This is a genomic window from Xanthomonas sp. WHRI 10207 (genome assembly GCF_040202975.1).
GTDB lineage: Bacteria > Pseudomonadota > Gammaproteobacteria > Xanthomonadales > Xanthomonadaceae > Xanthomonas.
Genome location: NZ_JBEGDX010000006.1, coordinates 121,127 through 140,568 on the forward strand (window position 1 = coordinate 121,127; position 19,442 = coordinate 140,568).

Below are 19,442 nucleotides of genomic sequence, written 5' to 3' on the forward strand. Positions count from 1 at the left end.
GCGCCCATCGCGCCGCTTCCCGGCGCCGCCGCTGCTGCAATCGCGTCTGCACGCATCGACCAACCAATCCTCTCAACGGAATCCGCCATGTCAGACAGCCCGCAGACGCCACCGCCGACCGAAGTGCGCATGGTCGAAATCGTGTTCCCCAACCACACCAATCACATGGGCACGCTGTTCGGCGGGCAGGCGTTGGCGTGGATGGACAAGGCCGCGTTTCTGGCAGCCTCGCGCTATGCGCGGCGTGCGGTGGTGACCGCACGCTCGGACCAGGTGGATTTCAAGCTGCCGATCCGCCAGGGCCAAATGGTGGAAACCATCGCGCGGGTGGTGTCGGTTGGCCGCAGTTCGATCAAGGTGGAAGTGGAGCTGATCGCCGAAGACCTGCTCAGTGGCGCGCGTGAGCTGTGCACACGCGGGCACTTCGTGATGATCGCCCTGGATGCCGATGGCAAGCCGACGATGGTGCCGCCGTTGCCTGCTGCTGGCGCTAACTGATCAGGACCAGCCCGGTCACAGCCTCGCGAGCACTCGTCGGCTGCGAGCGGCGAGGGCGCACGCACCGCAGCGCGCACCCGGCACTCGCCGCCGCCACACCCGCTCGATGATTGCGCAGTTGCCAGCTGCTGGCGCTAGCTGATCAGGACCAGCGCGGTCACAGCGTCGCGAGCACTCGTCGGCTGCAAGCGGCGAGGGCGCACGCACCGCAGCGCGCACCCGGCACTCGCCGCAGCCACACCCGCTCGATGATTGCGCAGTTGCCAGATCGCCGCTGCTATTCCTGGACCTCGCGGTCCTCGCGCTTGGTTTCTTCCATCGCTTCGGGTTCCAGTTCTTCGGCGCTGCGATTGAGTTTGACGAACACGCCCCAGGCGATCAGCAACAGCGCAGCGCACAGGCCGACGGCAGCGGCATACGGCAGTTTGGCTGGGTCCTCGTGCATCAGCTCGAAGATCGATACCAGCGTTTCGATCGCCAACGCAATCACGATCACCACGAAGAACCGCGACAGATAGCGGCGCACGCGGGTGGGGCCACTGACTTTGACGTCGCGCAGGATCTCTTCTTCGAAGATGGTCTGGCCCAGCTCCAGCGTCACCAATGCCACGGTGAGCAGGCCGATCGCTTCCAGCACCACGTTGAAGCGGTCGCGCACCACCATGTCGCCGCCCGGGGTGAAGCCATGCCACAACTCCAAGCCGGCCATCCCCACCAGCCCCGCCGCGCACAGCACGAAAAACGCCAGGATCACGAAGTGACCGGCACGGAACAGGTGGCTGAGCAGCTTCATGGGAGGCGACGCGGGTAATGGGACGCAGAGCATCGTGGGCAACGCGTCGTTGCAGCGCGAAGGCTACGCGAACCCGGCGCGCCCTCATCCGGCGCTTTGCGCCACCTTCTCCCGCGAGCGGGAGAAGGGACATGCCAGAGCAGCGAGGTGTAGCTCCCGCGAGCGGGAGAAGGGATGTGCCAGAGCAGCGAGGTGTAGCTCCCGCGAGCGGGAGAAGGGACGTGCCAGAGCAACGAGGTGTAGTGGAGACGGAGACCATCGGCCCAGTGCCGTGTAGCTACCATCATCCTTGCTCTCCGCTCTCCGCTCTCCGCTCTCCGCTCCCTTCCCCCGCCTGCGGGGGAAGGTGCCCGAAGGGCAGATGGGGGTGCGGTTTACACGTAGCCCAACCGCTCGCACGCACTCCAACAGCCTCAGCTATGCCGCAACACCTGATACGCCTGCAGATGCACATTCGCCGCCATCAACAGCGGTGCATTGCGACCGGTCTCGCGCACGCGCTTGAGCATGTCGCCAACGATCTGCGCCGCTTCCACATCCTGGCCGGCTTCCAGATCGCGCAGCATCGACGCCTTCAACGGCGAATCCACCTGCAACAAGGTCTGCAAAGCTTTCGCACGCGCCGGCTCGGGAATCGTCTGGCCGGCCGCATCGGCGGCCCATAGGCATTCGTTGTACACGCCGTTGATCAACGCACGCCCATCGTCGGTGGCGACGATCGCGCCGATCGGTGCACGCATCAGGCAGGTGGCCGCTGCCAGTGCGGTGAGGAAGCTGTATTTATTCCACTGCTCCTGCGCGATCTGCGTGCTGGCCACATGGTCAATACCCGCCTGCGTGCACGCTGCGGCAAACGCCTGCACGCGCGCCGAGTCTGCGCTGCCATCGCGCTCGCCAAAGGTGATCGCCGCCGGCTTGCCCAGATGCAGAATCTCGCCGTGTTCGCCCTTGGTGGCGCTGATGAAGCACAGCCCGCCCAGCACCCGCGCCGCGCCGAAGCGCTCGTCCAGCGCCGCGTAATGGCGCAGGCCGTTGAGAATCGGCAGCACCGTGGTGTGCTCGCCCACGGCCGGTGCAATCGCCTCAAGCGCGCTATCCAGGTCGTAAGCCTTGCAGCTGAGCATCACCAGGTCGAACGGCCGCTGGGCCACCAGCGCCGGCAAAGCAGTGGCGGTGACATGCGCCACTTGCAGATCCGCATCGCCCAGCGGGCTGCGGATGCGCAAGCCATCGGCCTGCAACTGCGCCGCACGCGCATCGCGCACCAGGAAGGTGACGTCCACGCCGGCCTGCGCCAGACGTCCGCCGAAGTAGCCGCCGGTGCCGCCGGCGCCGAGAATGAGCATGCGCATGAAGTGGTCTGTCCTCAGTCAATCTGGTTTTGCCCTTCCCCCGCAGGCGGGGGAAGGTGCCCGAAGGGCGGATGGGGGGAAGCGCGTCAGCCAGCAACCGGCGTTCCCAATAAAATCCGTGCCCGGCGTTAGCTACGCAACCCCACGCCACGCCGCAGCAGCCACAGCGCCAGCGCGCTGAGCACGGCGACAAAACCCAGCATCAGCGCGTAGGCCACCCAGATCGGCACGTCGGAGCTGCCGAGCAGGCCGTAGCGGAAGGCGTTGACCATGTAGAAGATCGGGTTGGCATGCGTGGCCGCCTCGGCCCAGCCGGGCAGCAATTTGACCGAATAGAACACACCGCCCAGGTAAGTCAGCGGGGTCAGGATGAAGGTGGGCACGATCGCCACGTCATCGAACTTCTTGGCGTACACCGCGTTGACGAAGCCGGCCAGCGAAAAGATGATCGCGCCCAGCAGCACGGTAGTCAGCGTCACGAAGGGATGCGGGATGCGCACCGGAGTGAAGAACATGGCGATGATCAGCACCAGCGCACCGACCATTACCCCGCGCAGTACCGCGCCGGACACATAGCCCCACAGGATCACCCAGTTGGGCATCGGGCTGACCAGCAGTTCTTCCACGTGGCGGCCGAACTTGGCACCGAAGAAGCTCGATGAAATGTTGCCGTAGCTGTTCTGGATCACGCTCATCATCACCAGGCCCGGCACGATGAATTGCATGTAGGTGTAGCCGCCCATGTCGCCCACGCGCGAGCCGATCAGCCCGCCGAAGATCAGGAAGTACAGCGTCATGGTGATGGCCGGCGGCACCAGGGTCTGGCCCCAGATGCGCAGGATGCGCTGCACTTCGCGGCGCACGATGGTGCCCAGCGCAATCCAGTTGCGTTGGCGGGATGTTGCGGGAACAGCGGACATCGAAGGCTCCGGGGAACTCATGGGTGACCTGCCGGGCGCACGGGCGCCGCTGTAGCAGGAGCCGGGTCGGCGAGGGTTTCGCCGGGTCCGGTCAGACGAACGAACAATTCTTCCAGCCGGTTGCTCTTGGTACGCATCGAACGCACCCGGATGCCGGCATCGCCTAGCGCGGCGAACACGCGGTTGAGGTCCATCGCGCGCGGCATGTCCAGATCCAGCGTGTGGCTGTCGATGGCGGTGAGCGTGGTGCCCTCGATCGCCGGCAGCTGCGTGGGCAGGTCACCGTCGATGTCGAACAGGAAGCCTTCCACGTCGAGCTTGGCCAGCAGCTCGCGCATCGGCCCCTGGGTGACGATCTGGCCGTGGTTGATGATGGCCAGGTTGCGGCACAGGTGCTCGGCTTCTTCCAGGTAATGCGTGGTCAGGATGATGGTGGTGCCGGCGGCGTTGATCTCTTTCAGCACGCGCCACATATCGCGGCGGATCTCGATATCCACGCCGGCGGTGGGCTCGTCCAGGATCAGCAGGCGCGGCTGGGTCATCATCGCGCGGGCGATCATCAACCGCCGTTTCATGCCGCCGGACAACGTGCGGCTCATCACCTGGGCCTTTTCCCACAGGTGTGCGCGGCGCAGCTCCACTTCGGCCAGACGCTCGGCTTCCGCACGCGGCATGCCGTAGAAACCGGCGTAGTTGACCAGGATGTCGAAGGGCTTTTCGAACAGGTTGAAGTTGACCTCCTGCGGCACCAGGCCGATCAGCCGCATCGCCTCGCTGCGATGGGCGACCAGATCGGTGCCGAACACTTCCACCTGCCCACCGGACAGGTTCACCAGCGAGCTGATGATGCCGATCAGGGTGGACTTGCCCGCGCCATTGGGGCCGAGCAGGGCGAAGAAATCGCCTGGCGCCACATCCAGCGACACGCCCTTGAGCGCCTGGGTGCCGTTGTCGTAGGTCTTGCGCAGATCGCACACGCGCAGGGCGGGTGCGGTGATCGGAGATGGGGAATTCAAGGTGTTCCTTCGCGTCAGCGTGACGGCGCAGCGAGTTGCAGGCCGTTATTATAGAAGCCCGCGGGGGCAAGCCCCGATCACAGACTGTCCTAAATACGTTCGTGCCTGTTCAATTTCCCCTCAAGCTTGTCGACCGGCGCATGATTGCGCCCACCGTGGCCCACTGCCAGTTCGTGCGTGACGACGGGCAGCCGCTGGATTTCCAGCCCGGGCAGTTCATCCAGATCCATTTCAGCGGCGCCGATGGCACCCCGACCAAGCGCAGCTATTCGCTGGCGACCATCCACGATCACGCGCTGGGACCGGGCGAGGCGGTGGATATCGCGGTGAGCTTCGTGCCCGGCGGCTCGGCCACCGCGCTGTTCGAAGGCCTGCAGATCGGCGACCAGTTGCAGGCTAGCGGCCCCTACGGCCGTTTCTGCCTGCCGCCGGGCGATGCCAACCAGCGCTATGTGCTGATCGCCACCGGCACCGGGGTCACCCCGTACCGGTCGATGCTGCCGTTGCTGGCCGAGGCGATCGCCAGCCGTGGCGTGCAGGTGGTCCTGCTGCAGGGCGCGCGCACCCCGGCCGAGCTACTGTACGGCGAGGATTTCCGCGCGTTTGCCGACGCGCACCCGCAGTTCCGCTACGTGCCGTGCTTGTCGCGCGAGCTGCCTGACTCGCCGCATGCCGATGTGCGGCACGGCTATGTGCAGCAGCATCTGCCCGAATTCGCGCCCGATGCCCAGACCGATATCGCCTATCTCTGCGGCAACCCGGACATGGTGGACACCTGCGTCGAGGCACTGAAGGCCGCCGGTCTGCCGAACGCGCAGATTCGTCGCGAAAAATACGTCAGTCCGCCACCGGCAAAGACCTGAGGACCGCCGGCGATGGCGCCGGCAACCGCAGGCGCGCTGCACAGTCATGCAGCGTGCCTGCGGTTGCACACGCGCGAGGCTATGCCCGCGCTGTGTGCAGTGGCGGGCGTTGCAGCTCGACCGTGATGTGCACCAGTTCTTCGTGAATCTGCAACGCAGCGCGGACCAGGTCCGCATCGATGTCTGCGTCAGTGACCAGGCTGAGCACGCAGGCGTAGCGATCGCTGCCGACGCGCCACACATGCAGGTCGGCGATGGTGATCGCATGCGGAAGCTCGGCGATGACCTGCTTCACTTCCGCCACCACCGGCGCGTCCATCTCCGCATCCAGCAGCACGCGGCCGGTACTGCGCAGCAGTCCCCACGCCCACACGGTGACCAGCACCGCGCCGACGATACCCATGAGCGGGTCCAGCCACGTCACCCCCCAATGCATGCCGGCGACCAAGGCCACGATCGCCAGCACCGAGGTGGCGGCATCGGCGACCACGTGCAGATACGCGGCACGTAGGTTCAGATCGGCGTGACCGTCGTGGTGGTGATCATGCTCACCATGCGCATGACCGTGACCATGATGCGCGTGCTCATTCCCATGGCTGTGATCGTGCCCGTGCGCATGCGAGTCGCGTAACCACCACGCACAGATCAGATTCACCAGCAGGCCGATCACCGCGATGACCGTGGCTTCCTGATACTGGACGGGCTGGGGCGAGAACAGCCGTTCCACCGACTGGAAGGCCATCAGGCCGGCTACGCCCAGCAACAGCAGCGCGCTGCTGTAGCCGCCCAGCACCTCGACCTTCCAGGTGCCGAAGGTGAAGCGCGGGTCGATGGCATGCCGCCGCGCAAAGCGGTAGGCGAACAACGCCAACCCCAATGCAAGCGCATGCGAGCTCATATGCCAGCCATCGGCGAGCAGCGCCATGGAGTTGAGTGTCCAACCGCCGACGATCTCCACCACCATCATCACCACGGTCAGGATCACGGCCTTGCGGGTGTTGCGCTCGGCCAGCGGGTTGGTGCTGGCAAAGCGGTGCGACTGCGCGCAGTGGGGCGCGGTGGGCGTGATCGACATCGGTGTGAGCTCTGGCTACGATACCCCCATAGGGTATCTGAGATACCCCCGTGGGGTATAGGGCAATGTCACATCTGAACCACGATAAATCCAAGCTCCTGGCGCGCGTGCGCAGGATCCGCGGGCAGGTGGAAGGGCTCGAGAAAGCCTTGGCGCAGGATGTGGACTGCACCGCGCTGTTGACCCAGGTCGCCGCGTTCCGTGGTGCGGCGCAGGGGTTGATGGTCGAGTTGCTCAGCGAGCATCTCAAGCATCACGTGGCCGCGCCGGATGCGCTGGGCGACCGGGAGCTGGCGGTCGACGATGTCGCCGCCATCCTCAAGACCTATCTGAAGTGACGCCGCTGCTGGCCTGATACCGTGCGCGGACTACCTGCGCACCGGCGCCAATCGCCGCGTCCATCCCTGCGCGCTGCCAGCCACGGCGATGACGTGACTGGCAGCATCGGCGGTGCATCGCTCAGAGCGGCTGCAAGGTCACCAGCACCACATCATTGCTACGCATCGGCACATTGACCTCTACCAGGCCATCGGCGCCGACACGGATGCGAGTGTCCTGCTCGGGCGTGTCGCGTGTGGCCTGCTGCAGTTGGGTCAACTGGGTCTGGTCCAAGGCTTTGGGCAGACCCATGTCGATGTACAGCGACAGCGGGTCGTTACGGCGGTAGCCGGTCTTGCGCACCTGCAAGGTGTAATTGCCTGCGGGCACGTTGGTCATGCGCAACTGCAGCGGTGCGCTCTCGGTGGCGGCCACCAGTTTGGTATAGAACGGCGTATTGCTCACCGCCTGCACCGGCTGCTGCCAATCCCACACCAGCGCGGAGATGCGCTTGCCATCCACCGCTGCCAGCGCATGCGCATCGGGTAGCGGAATTTCGCGGCCCTGCAGCGCGTTCAAATATTTGTAGGCAAACCACGCCGGCTTGCGAATGCCTTCGCGATTCATCAGCCCGAACCCACCATGGAACGGCGTCGGCGGCGGGCCGGGTTCTTCGAACAGATCGGTATAGGTCCAGTAGCTCATGCCCTGCACCAGCCCTTGCACCTGCTTGAGTTTGGTCAATATGTAGGGCGCACTGATATAGCTGTCGTGGACATAATCGCGCGGCGTGTAGCTGCTGCTCCACTCGGTGAAATACAGCGGCAACTGCGGAAACGGCGATGCCTTGATCTGCGCATGCACGCGACGCACATCGCCCACGATGGCATCCGGCGATGCGGACAGCTTGACGTCCTGCTTGCCGTCTTCATCGAGAAAACCGCCGTCCACGCCATAGGTATGCGTGGTGACGAAATCGATGGGTAGCTTGTTCTTGGCAACGAAGGCCAGCAGCTCCGGCACCCAGTCCGCGCCGGCAGTGGACGGGCCACCGACGCGTAGCTGCGGGTCGATCGCCTTGATGGTGCGCGCGGTGTTGGCATACAGATCAAAGTAAGCCTGCTGGTCGGCGTTTTCCCAGAAGTCCTTCAAATTCGGCTCGTTCCACACCTCGAAGTACCACTGCCGTACTTCATCGGCGCCGTAGCGGTCGCGGATATGCCGCACATACGCATCGATCAACTGGGTCCACTTGGCCGGATCCGGATGCGAGGTGTTGCCCTTCCAGTAGAACAATGTCTGCTCGGAGGTTTTCATCGCGCTTGGGGTAAAGCCCAGCTCGACAAACGGGCGAATGCGCTTGGCCAGCAATGCGTCGTACAGCTGGTCCAGCTTGGTCCAGTCGTACACCAGCTTGCCGTCCACTTCTTTGACGGTGCCAAGCGCATCGTGGAAGACATCGTGGAAGCGGATGTAGCGAAATCCCAGTTCCTGCACAGCAGGCACCAGATGCGCCTGCGTGTCGGCGCGGATCAGCGTGCCCGGAAAATCCGAGCCCACCGACAGCGTGGCGAAGCGATCCACCGGCTTGCCGGCGGTGGAGAGATCCACTGCAATGTCGCGCGGTGCAGCGGCATGCGCCGGCGCCGGTAATGCCGTGCTGCAGGCCAGCGTCATCGCAAGCAAGATGGGTAACCGCATCGTCTCTCCTGATGGTGTGTGCAGCGGCCTATGCAAACGCCGGTGCGCGATGACGCGTGCAGGCGTTTTGCTGGTAACCGTCGCCGGGCGCTCAAGAATAACGGAATGCGTGTGCTGACTATCGCGGCTAGCCATGGGATGTTCGTGCGCAGGGATGCGCGCAGTCGCGTTCGTTAGCGGTCGCATCCGTTGCAGGAGGCGAGCAGCAGCGCCGCCATTGCAGCAGCGCGATGCGATTGTGTGTGAGTGCAGATTGTCCTAGCACTCTTTGCAGAAAAAATGCTTGGCAGCGGCGGCGCACCTCGGCGTGATCGCTGCCGGAGCCCTGTCGTAGCTGATCGACTTCGCTACAGCGCGTGAGCACCTAAGAGCAACTAATAAAACCTAGCGAGCAATCGTCAGGGGTGTGCATTGCGCGTAGGTACCGGTATGGACGCGTGTTCCATGCCGCACCGAGCACCGGCCGCACCCGCCTGACGGTGAGTACAGTCGTTTTGCTAGCTGCTCTACATCATCGCGATCGCCAGCGTGGACCACTTGGCCAATGCAATCTGGCTGACTCGGGCGCGCAGCTGCAATCGGCCGTGGTCTTTCGAACGTGGTCTTGACGATGCCAGACATCGTCAAGACCACTGCCCGCACCAACACGTCTGCAGATCTGCTGCTAACCCTGCGGTTCTTCGGCAACTGCGATCGCCTGGTGAACCATCAAGCTATCGACATACTGCTCCATGCTCTGGATCTTGCCGTCCTTGAGCCGATACAGATGCGCGAAGGTTGCGCGCATGAATTTTCCGGTCTTTGCGTAGGTGCCGGAATACGCGCCAAATGCTGCGACGTAGTCCCTGTCGGCCAAGTACGTATGGACCTCGGCCTTGTAGCCCACCCACTCGGTCGCCAGCCGATGAAACACCTGTTCGAAGACTTCTGCGGGACCGGTATAGGTCCCCGCGTAAGGGAAGCCTGCCGCCTCTGTCCAGGTGGCCTCAGGCGCTAGCGCTGCGGACAGGTGTTTGCCGTTCTCTTCGGAAGAGCCTTCATAGGTTGCCCGGATGATGTCCAGATTGGTCTTCATCGGATCAACCCCACTTCATCTCGCCCTTGGCGACTTTCGCACCGATCTGCAGTGCCGTGCCCATGCCGGCTCCCGGATAGCGCTTGGTCATGGCCTCGATGAGCGCGGCGCTATTGGACGCCTTGCCCAGTTCTTCTTCGAATGCCAACAAATAGTCGCGCGTGTAGTGGATCGCCGACACGTCGGTCGCGGCGCCCGGTGCCATATGTCCAGGAATCACCAGCGCCGGTTTGCGGGCCGCCATCGCATCCAGTGTCTTGATCCATGCCTTACGTCCTTCCGTACTCGGCGTGTCGGCCGTCCATACATGCACGCCAGAGAACACCAGCACGCCACCGAAGATCGCATCGAGCGATTTGAGTGCGAGGTAACGGCGGTTGGCCAGGCCGTCTGCATCCACAATTGCGATGGACTGACCTTCCAGCGGGATTGCGTTGCCATCGAATGCGTCCGGCATGACGATGTCTGCAAGTGTCTGCGGCCCGTTCTCCTTGAGCTGGGGACCCCAGGTCGCAAGCTTTTTCTCGACGCTATGCTTGATGGCCGCAACGGTGGCAGATGCGGCGATGATGCGTGCATCCGGAAACGCGGCCTTGATCGGGCCCAGGCTGAAGTAATAGTCAGGGTCGCTTTGGCTGACGTAAATGGTGGTCAGCGTTTTGCCACCGGCCTTGATTGCATCAGCCAGCGCTTTGCCATCGGGTAGCGTGAAGCCTCCATCGATCAGCACCGCGTCGCGCGCGCCGGAGATCAGGACCGGGGCGCGAAAAAACCCGTTTTCACCCGCGGGAAAATGCTGCAGCTTTAAAGGCGCCTGTGCGGCGATTGCAGTGTTGACGGCGGGGACGGCTGAGGCGATACCTGCCACGGCAATGGTTTTGATGAGCTCTCTGCGTGTCGTCATGATTCGTTCCTTTTGGAAAGATGCAACGGTGTTTTCAAGCGGCCTGAAGTTGACGTACGAATGCGCTTGGATCGGTGTAGGCGGCATGTGCATCGATCTGCCATCGCTTCCCGCCGGATTCTGCGATGAACGTCGGTACGCCTTGGACGCCGAACTCGCGCATCAGTGCTTGCGCACCTTCAATGCGCGTCCGATCCACGGCGAGAAGCTCGGCATCTGCCTGCGCCAGCCGTGTGGCGGCGTCCGCAAGGTGTAGATCTTCTAGAAGCCTGACCAGCCCGGCAGTGGTGGTTACATCTTTCCCCTCGACGTAACGGGCTTGTTGAATGGCCGTCAGCGTCATCAGTTGCTGTGCCGGTGCTACCAGGGAGACAGCGGTCAGCGCCAATGTGGCTGCACCACTGTCGAAGGGGTGCTGGCGATCGCCGAGAACCTGCTGGCGATAACGTTCGGTGAAACGCTGCCCGGTCAGATGTTCGATGCGCTGATCGTTCGCCCAGGCAAACGCGGCGAATTGATCGTCCATCGCCCGTGCACCCTTGCCGGCGAACAACCCGGAAGGCTGCAGCTGGACAGCGATGCCAGGCGCGGTGGCCAGTGCGGAAATGGTCGACGCTGCGCCATAGCACCAGCCGCAGAGTGGGTCGAACAGATAGTGCAAGGTGGTGTTCATGCGCTTTCCTTGTGACTGTGGGACCCATCCTAGGGATCGATCATTGATCGATAAATACATACGTGGTAAATGCATCGTATGTTGAAAGCATCCAATCAAATGGGAGATGGACCCGGCGACCTCGGCAATCTCCGCCGCCTGGCGTACTTCGTCGCCGTGGTGGAAACCGGCTCGTTCACCGCTGCGGCCGAGCGTCTGGGCATTACCAAGGCGGTAGTGAGCCAACAAGTGGCTCGACTGGAACGCGAGTTCCGAACCTCTCTGCTGGTGCGCACCACGCGTAAAGTGCAAGCCACCGAAGTGGGGCAGGAGTTCTACGCGCGCTGCGCATCGATTCTGCGCGAGGCCGAGCACGCGTTTGACGGCTTGGCCGATCGATCCGCCGAGCCGTCGGGGATGTTGCGGCTCACTGCACCGTTCGACTATGGCGTGGGCGTGGTAGTGCCTGCGATCGCTGCATTCACCAAGCGCTATCCCCTGTGCAAGGTGGATGCGGTGCTCAGCGACCAAACGCTGGATTTGATGTCCAGTCATATCGAAGTTGCCATCCGGGTCGGATGGCTGGCCGAAACAAGCGAGCAAGCGCGAAAAATTGGCACCTTCCGCCAGCTGCTTGTCGCTTCCGCATCCATGGCAGCAGAGCTTGCAACGCTCGATAGCCCGGCTGAGATCATCTCGCTGCCCTTTGTCGCCAACACTGCGTTGCGTGATCATTTGCGGTGGACCTTCTCGTCGAATCAGCGACAGACCCAGGTGGTACACGTGCAGGCATCCATTTTTCTGGATGCCACGATGGCGGTGCGCGAAGCGGTGTGCCAGGGTGCCGGCTTGTCCGTGCTTCCAGACTATGTAGTGGCAGCGGACCTCGCTGCAGGGCGCCTGATTGAAGTACTGCCGCATTGGCGCCTGCCTTCGGGCGGTATTCATGCGGTATTTCCTGCTGCCCGTTATCGCCCGACCAAGGTCCGCGCATTTGTGGACATGCTGGTCGAGCGAGAAGCCTTGCGACAATCTACCCAACGCTAAGTCGCGGTTTGCCAAGTGCGGCCTTGACCGCAGGCGCCACCTCAGTGCCGAGCAAGACGATCGAACGCTGCATGGCCTCCGGCTCCAGCATGGCGGAGCTCATCTGGAAGGTGAGGCGCGCGATACCGCCGAGCGCCTCATTCGCTGCAAGAATCTTCTCGCGCACTGTGTGCGGGTCGCCGATGAGAAAAGCGCCGCCAGGGCCGCACATCGCGTCGAACTGACCGCGTGTGGCGGTCGACCAACCCCGCTCGCGGCCTATCTCGGTAAACATGTGCGCCCAACCTGGGAAAAACGCATTCCGCGCATCGGCATCGGTGTCCCCCACAAAGCCCATGGCATGGATGCCTACCTTGAGCACGTCCGGTGCATGTCCTGCGTTGCGGCCCGCTTCCCGGTACAGGTCGACAAGCGGTCGAAAGCGCTCGAAGCTACCCCCGATGATCGCAACCATCAGCGGCAAACCCAGGCTGCCCGCGCGGACGAACGATTGCGGCGTGCCGCCAACGCCGAGCCAGATCGGTATCGTCGTCTGGTGCGGCCGCGGAAAGACGCCCTGACCGCTAAGCGGCGGTCTGAAGCGCCCGCGCCAGGTGACCTGAGTGTCGCCACGCAGTTTCAGCAGCAGGTCGAGCTTCTCCGCGAACAGTGCGTCGTAATCCTCCATCGCAAAACCGAACAAGGGATAGGCTTCGGCGAATGAGCCGCGGCCGACGACAATTTCTGCGCGACCCTTGGCGATCAGATCGATCGTCGCGAATTCCTGAAAAACCCGCACCGGATCAGCCGCGCTGAGTACCGTGACGGCGCTGGCGAGCCGGATGCGTTCCGTGCGGGCTGCCGCGGCTGCAAGAATGACAACGGGCGCGGAATCCAGAAACTCCTGGCGGTGATGTTCGCCGATGCCGAACACATCGAGGCCAGCGCGGTCGGCAGTTTCCACCTCCGCAAGCAGGGCAGCCATCCGGTCCGTGGGCGACACCATGTGCCCTGTCGCCGGATTGGGGATGGTTGCGGCAAAACTGTCGATTCCGATTTCCATGGAAATTCCTCTCAGTCGAGTTCTACATTTAATTTTTGCTGGTCTCGCCCTTGGTGTATCGCAGGCCACCGCTGGTAAGCCTGTCTTGCTTGCGATCAACGTCAATGCTTGATGGGAGGCCGCCGACTACCTCGCTCATCTAGGCAAGGCCGCTGTGCCGCCATCGCATTCAGCATGACCGCCGAATCACCACACTGGCAGCCACATCGCGTTCTCTGCCTTGGGCAGCTTCCTGTGCTGGGTTGCGATTACGATGTACGTGATGAAAGTCAGTCCAGTTTCCTTGGCGACAGCAGCGAGGCCACATGTAGGGCCCCGCTCAGCAGGTCGAGAGCTGCCTTGATGATGGAAATGCTGGCTACATCTGGCTCTCGGGATGTCTGCCCGACAACCAGGGGTAGCCTCGCGCGCCACCATCAAAGGACTCAGGACGTTTCGATGCCGCCGATGGCGCAGACCAGAACACAGTAGGCCGATGGACGTTGTGACGCGCGCGGGCACCGACGTTACGTACCTCAGGCAGCGAGTGCTTGAATCTGCGTATGGGCCGCGTCGATGGCGGTGGCTTTGGAATCGTCGCCCAGCGCAAGACCTTCCGCTCGAATGATGGTGAGGTCAGTCACGCCGATGAAGGCGAGTGCACCACGCAGATAGGTTTCCTGGTGGTCGAGGCTGGCAGCAGGGCTGCTGCCGGTATAGACGCCGCCGCGCGTAGACGCCACAAACGCCCGCTTGCCGTGGACCAGACCTTCTGGACCATTGGGGCCGTACTTGAAGGTGCGTCCTGCGACACTGACGCGGTCGACCCAGCCTTTAAGCTGCGAGGGAATCGAGAAGTTGTACATCGGCGCGCCAATCACGATGATATCGGCGGCAAACAGATCGTCCAGATAAGCGCTGCCGGTGGCTAGATCCTGGCCGAGCGCCGGGCTACCGACTTCCCCGCCTTGATAGACAGCCAGATGCGCACCGGACAGATGCATGGCCGCCTCGACAACGAGGTCGCGCCGAATCACGCGGGTGTCGGGATGCAGCGCTTGCTGCCTGGCGACGATGGCAGCCGTCAACGCGCGGCTCACGGAGTACGCGCCAAGAATGCTGGAGTCGATATGCAAAATGGTGGTCATGGGTCGATCCTTTGGCCGCGAGGTTGCGGCAATGGTGAGAAAAAAGCTTTAGATCTTGCTGAACTTTGTCGATCAACATCGGTTGCAGGCGCTTCGAACACGCCGCGCTCTTTGGTGCCGCACAACGCTGTTTACCCGGCTCGCTTCAGAGCCATACGGCTTCTAGCCAACAGGAGCGTGCAACACGGCGCGCAAACCACCACCTGTCAGGTGACAGCACGTCACGCGGTGTGTGACGGCTAAGCATCACGGCGTTCTCCCAAGTAGGCGAGCGGCGTTCTGGCGGTAGATCGCCGGACGCGATAGCCCGGTGACCTCCATGGCTTCAAGCGCCGCGCTGAATGTGTCGAGGCCGACGTCCGGTGTCATCGGGAAATCGGTCCCGAACAGGATGCGCTCAGGATCTGCCACCTGCGCAAGAGCGGCAAACGTCGCCGCGCCCGCCGCCAGCGCGGTGTCGTAATAGAAGGCGCGAAATGCCTGCGCCGGGTCGCCGATCCGGTCGATGACACCCGGCATCATCTGCAAGCTGAGCGCGATACGCGGGAACAGGAACGGCAGCGTACCGCCTGCATGCGACAGAATGAAACGGATCCCGGGAAAGCGCGACAGCACTCCGGCAATCATCAGGCTGGTAGCGGTGCGCGTGGTTTCGAACGGAAATTCCAGGACGGACGCCGGCGCCACGACAGGCAAACTGTAGGACGGCTCGTTCGGATGAATCAGCACCACCGCGCTACGGCGGTTTAGTTCTTCCCATAATGGGGTGAAGCGCTCGTCGCCAAGGTACGCGCCTTCGTAGCTTGTGAAAACGATGAAACCGTTGGCCTTGAGCGTCTCCATGGCGTAGGCGACTTCCGCGAGGCTTGCGTCCAGGTCCGGCAATGGCAGGCTGGCAAATGCGCCGAAACGGCCTGGATAGTTCTGGCGTAGATCGGCCGCGGCCTCGTTGCAGCCACGCGCGATCGTTCCCTGACGGTCCGTCATCGGGACCGACGACACCGACAAGATGCCTTCGGCGATGCCAGCGGCATCCATCATTGCGATTGCTTTGTCAGGCGACCACTCGGGTGCGCGCTTGTTCGGCATCTGCGCTGCAAGGACATCCATGCCGACCGCGTCGATATAGACCTTAGGGAAGAAGTGCTGGTGGGTGTCGATCTTGTTGAATGACATGGCGGTTCCCTGGTGTATGCCGCGACACGAGATGGTAGAAATGTCGTCGCGGCCTGGCTTTGAGCATTTGAAGGTTCGCCGCCTGATCGGTGACGAGTGCGCGCTTCTCAGGAAATCTTGTACTGCCCGCCATCCACCGGAAGCGCCTGGCCAGTAATGAACGCTGCATCATCGCTGGTGAGAAAGCACACGGAGCCCGCAATATCCTCCGGCTCGGCAAAGCGCTTGATCGCCTGGTGCTGCCAGGTCTGACGTTTCTCTTCCTCTGGCATGTCTTGCGTCAGGCGCGTGTTGGTGATGGACGGAAGTACGGCATTGACAGTGATGCCGGAATCGGCGACATCGTTGGCCAACCCACGCACGAAGCCGATGACTCCCATCTTCGAGGCCATGTAGTGACTCATGCCGGGGATGGCGAGCCCGATGGAGTTGGACGATATATTGACGAAGCGGCCCCAGTGGTTCTTCCGCATCTGCGGCACGAACTGCTTGGCGCTCAGAAAGTGCGCGTCGAGATTGATGGAGAAGGTCCTTTTCCATTGCTCCCAGTCCAACTCGTCGATAGGCTTCGGACTGCCGATGCCCGCATTATTCACAACAATGTCGGTGCGGCCGAAGCGCTGTTGAACGTGTTGGTCGATGCGCTCCCAATCCGCAGCGCTCGTGACATCGCCGGTAACGATCAGGCTATCGCCGGCGAGCATGCCAGCGGTGTCGTGTGCTTGCTCGATATCTACCAACACCAGCCGCGCGCCATGCGCGGCGAGTTTGACTGCAATGGCTTGACCAATCCCGCGGGCAGCGCCTGTCACGATGGCAACGCGGCCATCGTGACTCGATTTCATCGGTTTCATGTTGGGTTCCTTGAACGCAAATCTTCAGTGCGCACTACAAGCGCAGCCAGCGGCGCGGTGCTTTCGCACTACGGTCAGAATGGGTATTGCTCTTCGTTCTTGCTGTGACGGGCGTTGATCCAGATCGTATCGGTGAAATCATTCATGCAATCCGGCCCGGTGCGACCCCACCCGCTATCGCGCACGCCACCCATCGGCACATGCGCCTCATCGTTCACCGTTGCGGTATTGACGTTGACCACGCCGGCCTGGATCCGCGGTGCCAGTTCCAGGCCACGGTAGGTGTCGCCACTCAGGATCGAGGCAACCAGGCCATAAGAAGTACGGTTTGCCACCGTGACAGCATCTTCGACCGTATCAACGGGTTCGACGATCACCACCGGACCGAAGGTCTCCTCATTGGAGATGGTCGCCGCATAGGGAACATTGGTCAGGATGGTCGGTTGATAGACCTGGCCCTCGAATGTCCCGCCCGTCTCGATTCGCGCGCCCATCGCGACGGCTTCCTCGACACCTTTGTGGACTTTCTCGATCGCAGCCTTGTTGATCAGCGGCCCGATCAGCGTGGCAGGATTGGATGGGTCGCCCATGGGGAGCTGACGGGCGCGCTGGATGAACTTTTCAAGGAATTCATCGTGCAGCTCGCGTGCAATGATGATCTTGCGCGTGTTCATGCAGATCTGTCCTTGATGGAAGAATGCTCCGAACGTTGCGGTGCGCACCGCAAAATCTACATTCACATCGTCCAGTACGATCAGCGGGTTGTAGCCGCCCAATTCCAGCACGGTACGCTTGAGCGTGCGCCCGGCACGCTCTGCGAGTATCCGCGCAGTCTGCACGCCGCCGATTAAATTGATGCCACGCACATGTGCCGATGCGAATACTGCATCGGAGATCACGCCGGCGCCGCCAGGCGCATGCGGCACGACGTTGATGACACCGGGAGGAAAGCCGGCTTCTTCGGTAATGCGCGCAACCATCAGTCCTGCCGAAACCGGCGCGAATTCCGATGGTTTGATAATGACCGTATTGCCTGCAGCAAGCGGCCCAAGCGCTGCACGCCAGGACAGGATATTGGCCCCATTCCAGGGAGTGAAGCAGGCGATGACTCCGAGCGGGCGACGGATGCTGAAGGACAGGCGACCGGCGACATCGCTCGGAAAGGTCTCGCCCTTGGGGTTGTAGATCCAGCCCGCCGCCGCTTCCAGATTTTGGACGACCAGGCTTTGCTGGAAGCGTGCAAAGGAAATGGTGCTACCTGTTTCACGCGACAGGATATCTGCGATTTCTTCCGAGCGTTGCCGATAGATGGCGGCTGCCTTCAGAAACAACGCGGCCTTCTTGGCAGGCGGCATCGCCGCCCATGCCGGAAACGCCTGCTGGGCGGCTTCGATGGCAGCATTCGCTTCATCCGCGCCACAGTTGGCAACATGCGACATCAGCTTGCCGCTGTAAGGCTCGAACACATCGAAGGGGGTCTTGCCGGACGACTGTTTCCATTGGCCACCGGAAAAGTAGCCGTGATTTTGAATTGTGCTCATTTCACACCTTTATCGGGTTGGTCAGATGCTTGAATGCGGACGTCGAGATTCATCGCGCCACGGTCGTGCCGCGGCGCGTTTTTTTGCCACACTGATTGCGCGACGTTCTAGATGAACATGCCGCCAGAGGCTTCGATGCGTTGTGCGTTGATCCAGCCATTGCCTTCTGACAGCAGTCCGGCAATCACCGGTCCAATGTCGTCTGGCAGGCCCACACGACCAAGCGCGGTCTGCGCGGAAATCAGCGCGTTGAGCCCTGCGTTGTCGCGCACCACACCACCGCCGAAATCGGTCTCGATGGCGCCTGGTGCCACTACATTGACGGTGATGCCGCGCGGGCCCAGTTCCTTGGCCAGATAGCTGGTGAAGACCTCGATGCCGCCTTTCATCATCGCGTGGGCCGCATACCCCGGCAGCGCGAAGCGGGTCAATCCACTCGACAGATTGATGATGCGGCCACCATCTGCGATGACCGGCAGCAACGATTGGGTGAGGAAGAAAACACCCTTGAGATGGACTGCCATCAATTGATCGAACATGGCCTCCGTGCTTTGTTCGATTGGCGCTGCCAGACCGATACCTGCGTTATTCACCAGGAAATCGATGTAGCCGCGCGACCATGTTGTGGCCAAGCTTGCACGTAATTCCTTGACGAACGCGGGAAAGGAGCCGATCTCGGCGGTATCGAGTCGAAGCACCGCTGCCTTTCTGCCAAGCTGCTCCACTTCGCGCGCGACCTCACGCACGCTGTCTTCCTGCGACTTGTAGGTCAGGACCAGATCGACCCCGTTGCGTGCAAGGGCCAGTGCAGTACTAAGGCCGAGTCCGCGGCCGCCGCCTGTGATCATTGCTAACTTGGTTGTATTTTCCGCCATTGTCTTTTCCTCGAGGCGTGCGCTGCCTCACCGCGTTGCCGCCATCTACCCTGGCGCTGGCAGTCATGCAGAGATGTTCACTAGAGGCCGGTCGCTGCGGCCGGTGAAAACCTGCATGCCTGGCCTGGGCGATGCATGCAGGTTCTCCAACCGAGCGCGCGCTTAGAACTTTGCGTCGCTCAGTGCTGCAAGAAACGCCATCGGATTCCAGTACTCGCGGTAATTGACCACCAGGCCATCCTTGAACGTCACCACCGTGGCATAGCTCATTTCATAGGGGTTGCCGTTGGAGATGACCGTGCCCGACGCACTCCACTCGGCGATGGCCACGTTGGGATCATCGGTGGCATGGATCTTCAGGCTCGGGATGGTCTTGACGTCGATCACGTTCGGGTAATTGCGCAGGTACTCGTAAATGGCGGCGCGACCTACCAGTTTCCTGGACGACACATCGGGTGCGAACGGAAACTCAACGACCACGTTCTCGTCGCAGAGTTCGGACCAACCTTTCATATCCTTGGCGAGAAACGTGTCCAAGGTGCGTTGTAGAAGTTGGACGGCGGTGTGGGTGCCTGGTGTGTTCATGCGTTGCTCCGGTGGGTTGGTGGTGTGG

The 19,442-nt window shown here is 62.2% G+C and carries 20 protein-coding genes; 4 read left to right on the plus strand and 16 right to left on the minus strand.

Going from position 1 to position 19,442, the window contains the following annotated elements:
- Nucleotides 1-87: 87 nt before the first annotated feature.
- Nucleotides 88-498, plus strand: coding sequence for an acyl-CoA thioesterase (locus tag ABQU90_RS18270; protein WP_323523166.1), 411 nt, complete (start codon nt 88-90; stop codon nt 496-498).
- A 277-nt stretch (nt 499-775) separates the two neighbouring features.
- Here ABQU90_RS18270 and ABQU90_RS18275 read toward each other — a convergent pair whose 3' ends face one another.
- The 4 genes from ABQU90_RS18275 to ABQU90_RS18290 all read right to left on the minus strand — a co-directional run bounded on the left by ABQU90_RS18275 (nt 776) and on the right by ABQU90_RS18290 (nt 4,579).
- Complete coding sequence (locus ABQU90_RS18275; RefSeq protein ID WP_055847079.1) at nt 776-1,291, minus strand: hypothetical protein; 516 nt, start codon at nt 1,289-1,291, stop codon at nt 776-778.
- A 413-nt stretch (nt 1,292-1,704) separates the two neighbouring features.
- Nucleotides 1,705-2,643 carry a 2-dehydropantoate 2-reductase gene (gene panE, locus ABQU90_RS18280; protein ID WP_323523508.1) on the minus strand — a complete coding sequence of 313 codons (939 nt, stop codon included), beginning with the start codon at nt 2,641-2,643 and terminating at the stop codon, nt 1,705-1,707.
- Between the two features lie 128 nt (nt 2,644-2,771).
- The gene (locus tag ABQU90_RS18285; RefSeq protein WP_323523509.1) at nt 2,772-3,584 is read right to left on the minus strand and encodes an ABC transporter permease; all 813 of its coding nucleotides are present in this window, start codon (nt 3,582-3,584) and stop codon (nt 2,772-2,774) included.
- The gene (locus ABQU90_RS18290; RefSeq protein ID WP_115529432.1) at nt 3,581-4,579 is read right to left on the minus strand and encodes an ABC transporter ATP-binding protein; all 999 of its coding nucleotides are present in this window, start codon (nt 4,577-4,579) and stop codon (nt 3,581-3,583) included. The genes ABQU90_RS18285 and ABQU90_RS18290 overlap by 4 nt, the downstream gene beginning before the upstream one ends.
- Before the next feature lie 35 nt (nt 4,580-4,614).
- Here ABQU90_RS18290 and ABQU90_RS18295 point away from each other — a divergent pair, with 35 nt between their 5' ends.
- Entirely contained in the window at nt 4,615-5,442 is an 828-nt protein-coding gene (locus ABQU90_RS18295) for a ferredoxin--NADP reductase (protein ID WP_323523510.1), read from the plus strand.
- A gap of 79 nt (nt 5,443-5,521) precedes the next feature.
- Here ABQU90_RS18295 and dmeF read toward each other — a convergent pair whose 3' ends face one another.
- A complete protein-coding gene (gene dmeF, locus ABQU90_RS18300; RefSeq protein ID WP_323523511.1) occupies nt 5,522-6,517 on the minus strand; it encodes a CDF family Co(II)/Ni(II) efflux transporter DmeF in 996 nt (331 codons plus the stop codon).
- Nucleotides 6,518-6,582: 65 nt separating this feature from the next.
- Between dmeF and ABQU90_RS18305 the strand changes: the two genes are divergently transcribed.
- A complete protein-coding gene (locus tag ABQU90_RS18305) occupies nt 6,583-6,855 on the plus strand; it encodes a metal/formaldehyde-sensitive transcriptional repressor (protein WP_055847097.1) in 273 nt (90 codons plus the stop codon).
- 121 nt (nt 6,856-6,976) lie between these two features.
- Here ABQU90_RS18305 and ABQU90_RS18310 read toward each other — a convergent pair whose 3' ends face one another.
- The 4 genes from ABQU90_RS18310 to ABQU90_RS18325 all read right to left on the minus strand — a co-directional run bounded on the left by ABQU90_RS18310 (nt 6,977) and on the right by ABQU90_RS18325 (nt 11,188).
- A complete protein-coding gene (locus ABQU90_RS18310) occupies nt 6,977-8,536 on the minus strand; it encodes a GH39 family glycosyl hydrolase (RefSeq protein ID WP_323523512.1) in 1,560 nt (519 codons plus the stop codon).
- 664 nt (nt 8,537-9,200) lie between these two features.
- On the minus strand, nt 9,201-9,611 hold the full coding sequence (locus ABQU90_RS18315; RefSeq protein ID WP_323523513.1) for a nuclear transport factor 2 family protein: 411 nt from the start codon (nt 9,609-9,611) through the stop codon (nt 9,201-9,203).
- A gap of 4 nt (nt 9,612-9,615) precedes the next feature.
- Nucleotides 9,616-10,608, minus strand: coding sequence for an MBL fold metallo-hydrolase (locus tag ABQU90_RS18320; protein ID WP_323523514.1), 993 nt, complete (start codon nt 10,606-10,608; stop codon nt 9,616-9,618).
- Nucleotides 10,550-11,188: a DsbA family protein gene (locus ABQU90_RS18325; protein ID WP_323523515.1), complete on the minus strand. Its 639-nt coding sequence runs from the start codon at nt 11,186-11,188 to the stop codon at nt 10,550-10,552. The genes ABQU90_RS18320 and ABQU90_RS18325 overlap by 59 nt, the downstream gene beginning before the upstream one ends.
- A gap of 81 nt (nt 11,189-11,269) precedes the next feature.
- Between ABQU90_RS18325 and ABQU90_RS18330 the strand changes: the two genes are divergently transcribed.
- Nucleotides 11,270-12,214, plus strand: coding sequence for a LysR family transcriptional regulator (locus tag ABQU90_RS18330; RefSeq protein ID WP_349783481.1), 945 nt, complete (start codon nt 11,270-11,272; stop codon nt 12,212-12,214).
- Here the strand turns inward: ABQU90_RS18330 and ABQU90_RS18335 are convergent.
- The 7 genes from ABQU90_RS18335 to ABQU90_RS18365 form a co-directional block, all read right to left on the minus strand.
- Complete coding sequence (locus tag ABQU90_RS18335) at nt 12,201-13,256, minus strand: LLM class flavin-dependent oxidoreductase (protein ID WP_323523517.1); 1,056 nt, start codon at nt 13,254-13,256, stop codon at nt 12,201-12,203. The genes ABQU90_RS18330 and ABQU90_RS18335 overlap by 14 nt on opposite strands.
- 515 nt (nt 13,257-13,771) lie before the next feature.
- Complete coding sequence (locus tag ABQU90_RS18340; RefSeq protein WP_323523518.1) at nt 13,772-14,383, minus strand: FMN-dependent NADH-azoreductase; 612 nt, start codon at nt 14,381-14,383, stop codon at nt 13,772-13,774.
- A gap of 246 nt (nt 14,384-14,629) precedes the next feature.
- Nucleotides 14,630-15,559 carry an amidohydrolase family protein gene (locus tag ABQU90_RS18345; protein ID WP_323523519.1) on the minus strand — a complete coding sequence of 310 codons (930 nt, stop codon included), beginning with the start codon at nt 15,557-15,559 and terminating at the stop codon, nt 14,630-14,632.
- A gap of 107 nt (nt 15,560-15,666) precedes the next feature.
- Nucleotides 15,667-16,413 (minus strand): SDR family NAD(P)-dependent oxidoreductase, encoded by a 747-nt coding sequence (locus tag ABQU90_RS18350; protein ID WP_323523520.1) that lies wholly within the window; start codon nt 16,411-16,413, stop codon nt 15,667-15,669.
- 74 nt (nt 16,414-16,487) lie between these two features.
- Nucleotides 16,488-17,954, minus strand: a complete 1,467-nt coding sequence (locus ABQU90_RS18355; RefSeq protein ID WP_323523521.1) for an aldehyde dehydrogenase family protein — start codon at nt 17,952-17,954, stop codon at nt 16,488-16,490.
- 107 nt (nt 17,955-18,061) lie between these two features.
- Nucleotides 18,062-18,829, minus strand: a complete 768-nt coding sequence (locus ABQU90_RS18360) for an SDR family NAD(P)-dependent oxidoreductase (protein WP_323523522.1) — start codon at nt 18,827-18,829, stop codon at nt 18,062-18,064.
- A 162-nt stretch (nt 18,830-18,991) separates the two neighbouring features.
- The gene (locus tag ABQU90_RS18365) at nt 18,992-19,414 is read right to left on the minus strand and encodes a nuclear transport factor 2 family protein (protein ID WP_115514197.1); all 423 of its coding nucleotides are present in this window, start codon (nt 19,412-19,414) and stop codon (nt 18,992-18,994) included.
- Between the last annotated feature and the right edge of the window lie 28 nt (nt 19,415-19,442).

What these genes read in the sequence shown, in the direction of transcription:
- ABQU90_RS18345 (WP_323523519.1), bottom strand. Translation starts at nt 15,559, where the DNA reads ATGTCATTCAACAAGATCGACACCCACCAGCACTTCTTCCCTAAGGTC.
- ABQU90_RS18275 (WP_055847079.1), bottom strand. Translation starts at nt 1,291, where the DNA reads ATGAAGCTGCTCAGCCACCTGTTCCGTGCCGGTCACTTCGTGATCCTG.
- panE (WP_323523508.1), bottom strand. Translation starts at nt 2,643, where the DNA reads ATGCGCATGCTCATTCTCGGCGCCGGCGGCACCGGCGGCTACTTCGGC.
- ABQU90_RS18360 (WP_323523522.1), bottom strand. Translation starts at nt 18,829, where the DNA reads ATGGCGGAAAATACAACCAAGTTAGCAATGATCACAGGCGGCGGCCGC.
- ABQU90_RS18320 (WP_323523514.1), bottom strand. Translation starts at nt 10,608, where the DNA reads ATGCACATGCCGCCTACACCGATCCAAGCGCATTCGTACGTCAACTTC.
- ABQU90_RS18350 (WP_323523520.1), bottom strand. Translation starts at nt 16,413, where the DNA reads ATGAAACCGATGAAATCGAGTCACGATGGCCGCGTTGCCATCGTGACA.
- ABQU90_RS18355 (WP_323523521.1), bottom strand. Translation starts at nt 17,954, where the DNA reads ATGAGCACAATTCAAAATCACGGCTACTTTTCCGGTGGCCAATGGAAA.
- ABQU90_RS18315 (WP_323523513.1), bottom strand. Translation starts at nt 9,611, where the DNA reads ATGAAGACCAATCTGGACATCATCCGGGCAACCTATGAAGGCTCTTCC.
- ABQU90_RS18285 (WP_323523509.1), bottom strand. Translation starts at nt 3,584, where the DNA reads ATGAGTTCCCCGGAGCCTTCGATGTCCGCTGTTCCCGCAACATCCCGC.
- ABQU90_RS18340 (WP_323523518.1), bottom strand. Translation starts at nt 14,383, where the DNA reads ATGACCACCATTTTGCATATCGACTCCAGCATTCTTGGCGCGTACTCC.
- ABQU90_RS18325 (WP_323523515.1), bottom strand. Translation starts at nt 11,188, where the DNA reads ATGAACACCACCTTGCACTATCTGTTCGACCCACTCTGCGGCTGGTGC.
- ABQU90_RS18365 (WP_115514197.1), bottom strand. Translation starts at nt 19,414, where the DNA reads ATGAACACACCAGGCACCCACACCGCCGTCCAACTTCTACAACGCACC.
- ABQU90_RS18305 (WP_055847097.1), top strand. Translation starts at nt 6,583, where the DNA reads ATGTCACATCTGAACCACGATAAATCCAAGCTCCTGGCGCGCGTGCGC.
- ABQU90_RS18270 (WP_323523166.1), top strand. Translation starts at nt 88, where the DNA reads ATGTCAGACAGCCCGCAGACGCCACCGCCGACCGAAGTGCGCATGGTC.
- dmeF (WP_323523511.1), bottom strand. Translation starts at nt 6,517, where the DNA reads ATGTCGATCACGCCCACCGCGCCCCACTGCGCGCAGTCGCACCGCTTT.
- ABQU90_RS18335 (WP_323523517.1), bottom strand. Translation starts at nt 13,256, where the DNA reads ATGGAAATCGGAATCGACAGTTTTGCCGCAACCATCCCCAATCCGGCG.
- ABQU90_RS18310 (WP_323523512.1), bottom strand. Translation starts at nt 8,536, where the DNA reads ATGCGGTTACCCATCTTGCTTGCGATGACGCTGGCCTGCAGCACGGCA.